At 55.8% G+C, this 3,242-nt stretch carries 1 protein-coding gene and 2 pseudogenes; all 3 read left to right on the top strand.

Translation table 11 applies throughout. The annotated features are described in order from the left end of the window. Nucleotides 1–65: 65 nt before the first annotated feature. A pseudogene (locus tag WA354_RS12380) lies at nucleotides 66–341 on the top strand (transposase); the annotation flags it as partial. A 542-nt stretch (nucleotides 342–883) separates the two neighbouring features. Then, nucleotides 884–2,128, top strand: a complete 1,245-nt coding sequence (gene ltrA / locus WA354_RS12375) for a group II intron reverse transcriptase/maturase (RefSeq protein ID WP_472813318.1) — start codon at nucleotides 884–886, stop codon at nucleotides 2,126–2,128. A 75-nt stretch (nucleotides 2,129–2,203) separates the two neighbouring features. Continuing rightward, nucleotides 2,204–3,118 (top strand): annotated as a pseudogene (locus WA354_RS12370) (IS3 family transposase); the annotation flags it as partial. Nucleotides 3,119–3,242 lie beyond the last annotated feature (124 nt).

The following is a 3,242-nucleotide window of genomic DNA, read 5'->3' as shown; positions in this document are numbered from 1 at the left end:
AGTGACCTTGCCCCCGCAAAACGTACCCCTTAGCTAGCTGCTTTAATAGCGAAAGGGAAACGACGATGAGGAATGGTAAGCGGGGCAGGTACACGCTTGAGTTCAAGCTGGAGGCAGTTCGGCTTGTGGAGTCAGGCCAGACGATGGCGGCAGCGGCACGCAGCCTGGGAGTGGTTGAGCAAACCTTAGCCAACTGGGTGAAATTGCATCGAGGCAGAAAGCTAAAAGGTGTCGTCGGGAAAAGCGCAGTGACTGCCGAGCAAATGGAGATCAGTCGTTTGCGAGCCGAGTTGGCACGGGTGACGATGGAGCGCGACATCCTGGGAAAAGCGACGGCATTCTGTGTGCTACGAAAGCGTCCACCTTAACACCGGTGGAAGCTGAGCTTCATTGAAGATGAGGGCAGGCCCCTCGGAATCGGCTTGCAGGAGCTGGTTTCAAACCGCCCCAAGCTGCATTGGTCAAGAGCCATTGTGGTGTGCGTTGAGGGAAAAGGCAAGGCGATGACTTTGTCAGGTATGGATCAGGAAGACGAACGCAAGTGAACCGCTGATGACATGTCGAAAGTCGGAGATGATGTCAAAACCGGGGTCTGGTATGTGTTCCGGGATTAGGTTGGGGATACCTGTTTACTGTCCAATCGGCATCCGGCATTAAGGCGGCGTGAGTCTGATTCTGGCTTCAGTGAGGAACGTAGGAACCTGTCGTCCCGATGCGAAGGGAGAAGCTCAAGCAAATGGCCTTTGCGAGAGCCAGAGTACCGATGCGGGGCACAGGGGCGGAGACGCTCGTAGTAGAGATGAAGGTTCTGTAATGGAACTGGATCGAAGGGGCGTCGTTGTCCAGCAATGTTATAGGAGCAACCTGAAAAGGGAGGACTTCTGTGGACAAAGCAAAACCGTTTTGTATTGCGAAGCGCGATGTATGGGAAGCATACAAGCGGGTGAAGGCAAACCAAGGCGCGGCGGGTGTTGACGGCATTTCCATTGCAGATTTCGAGCAAGATTTGGGTAACAATCTTTATCGAATTTGGAACCGGATGTCGTCCGGCAGTTATTTCCCGCCGGCGGTTCGCCGGGTTGACATACCGAAGGGAGGAGGACGGACGCGACCGCTCGGAATTCCGACGGTCTCGGACCGCATCGCCCAGACGGTAGTGCAGCGATATCTGGAGCCAATATTGGAGCCTGTTTTCCATAACGACTCCTACGGGTATCGCCCCGGGAGGTCGGCACATGATGCACTGGCTGTGGCTCGGCAGCGATGCTGGCGACATGACTGGGTGCTGGACCTGGACGTCAAAGGTTTCTTTGATGAGATCGACTGGGAACTTTTGATGCGTGCTGTGCGCCACCATACGGACTGTGCATGGGTGCTGCTCTACATCGAGAGATGGCTGAAAGCGCCTGTGCGTATGCCGGATGGCACCTTGGAAAATCGCAAGAAAGGAAGTCCACAGGGTTCTGTGGTCAGCCCAATCTTAGCGAATCTGTTCCTGCACTATTCGTTCGACATGTGGATGCAGCGCCAGTTTCCTGCATGTCCATTCGAGCGTTATGCGGACGATGCCATCATCCACTGCGGCAGCGAGAATCAAGCTCGCCAGTTGCTGGACAAGCTTCAGCAGCGGTTTGCGGAATGCAAGTTGGAACTCAATTCGCAAAAGACCAAGATCGTTTATTGCAGGGATGCTAATCGACGAGGTAATTATCCGGAACAGAACTTCGACTTTCTGGGCCATACTTTTCGGCCCCGTGGGGCGATGAGCCGTTCCGGGAAAATGTTTGTCAGTTTCATTCCGGCAGTCAGTGCGAAGGCAACCAAGGCGATGCATTTGGTTTTGCGCCAGTGGAAGTTCTCGCACCGAGGCGACCTTGCGTTGGAGGATCTTGTACGATGGCTGCTACCGATAGTTCGTGGTTGGGTCAACTATTATGGGCGATTCAATCCGGCAGCGCTGCATCAGGCGTTGCGTATGGTAGATGAGCTATTGGTTCGCTGGGCGCGACGCAAATACAAGAGGTTCAAGAAGCGCCCAATGGAGGCGTGGGATTGGCTGAAGCGACTCAAGTCAAGGCAGCCAACTTTGCTTCCCCATTGGCGGCTTGGGCCCGCGGTTGGGCAATAGGAGCTGGATGAGTTGAGAGGCTCACGTCCAGTTCTGGGAGAGCGCGGAGGTGAAACGCCTCCGCGCCACTCGACTCGCAAAGGGCCAGAAGTGAAGTATGCCTTTATTCAACGCCACAAGCGGATCTGGCCGATCCGGGTGCAATGCCGCGTGCTCGGCGTAAGCGTATCCGGATATCACCAACACCTGGCGCGGCGCAGGGAGATAGCCCGACGCCGCCATCTGAGCGACGAGGCACTGCTGGCACACATCCGTGCGGCATACGCAGAGAATCGAGGAGCCTACGGCTGGCCGCGCATCTGGCGGCAGCTTCGAGCTCAAGGCATTCGTGTGGGCAAGCAGCGTGTGCAACGGCTGATGCAGCAGCATGGCATTCGCGCCCGCGGCAAGCGACGCTTTCGCGTCACAACCACTGACAGCGGGCACAATCTACCCATTGCGCCCAACCTTCTGAATCGCAACTTCACCCCTTCCGCGCCTAACCAGACGTGGGCTGGCGACATCACTTACATTGCTACCGAAGAAGGCTGGTTGTTTCTTGCTGTAGTAATCGATCTGTTCAGTCGTCGTGTAGTGGGCTGGTCGATGCAATCCGATATGCGGCGCAACCTGGTCATCGACGCCTTGGAGATGGCATGGTTCCAGCGCTGTCCTGATCAAAACAACAAGCTGATCTTCCATAGCGATCGCGGCAGCCAGTACGCCAGCGACGAGTTCAACAAAGTGCTCAAAGAGTATGCCATCACACCCTCGATGAGCGGCAAGGGAAACTGCTGGGACAACGCCTGCTCGGAGACGCTGTTCGGCTCGCTGAAGGTGGAACGGCTGCACGGCCAGCGCTTTGAAACGATCCGTCAGGCCAAGGATGAAACCATAGCCTGGTTGCTCTGGTATAACCAAACACGCATGCACTCGACACTGTGCTATGCCAGCCCGATTGAATTTGAAAACGAATGGGAGAATACCCTGGCGGCGAAAGCTGCGGCCTGAGTGTGGTCACGACCGAAGCAGGCGTGGAAATGCCGGTCCATGGAAAGCATGGGAAAACGATGAAGCTGTTTTCCCACCCTTCCCACAGACCTTGGAAATCGATAATGCCGATTTCCACATTCCC

Origin of the sequence: Occallatibacter sp., assembly GCF_049802275.1 — a bacterium.
In the GTDB taxonomy this organism is placed as follows: Bacteria; Acidobacteriota; Terriglobia; order Terriglobales; family Acidobacteriaceae; genus Telmatobacter.
The sequence above is the reverse complement of the archived record's forward strand: the minus strand, read 5'-3'. Positions and strand labels throughout refer to the sequence as shown.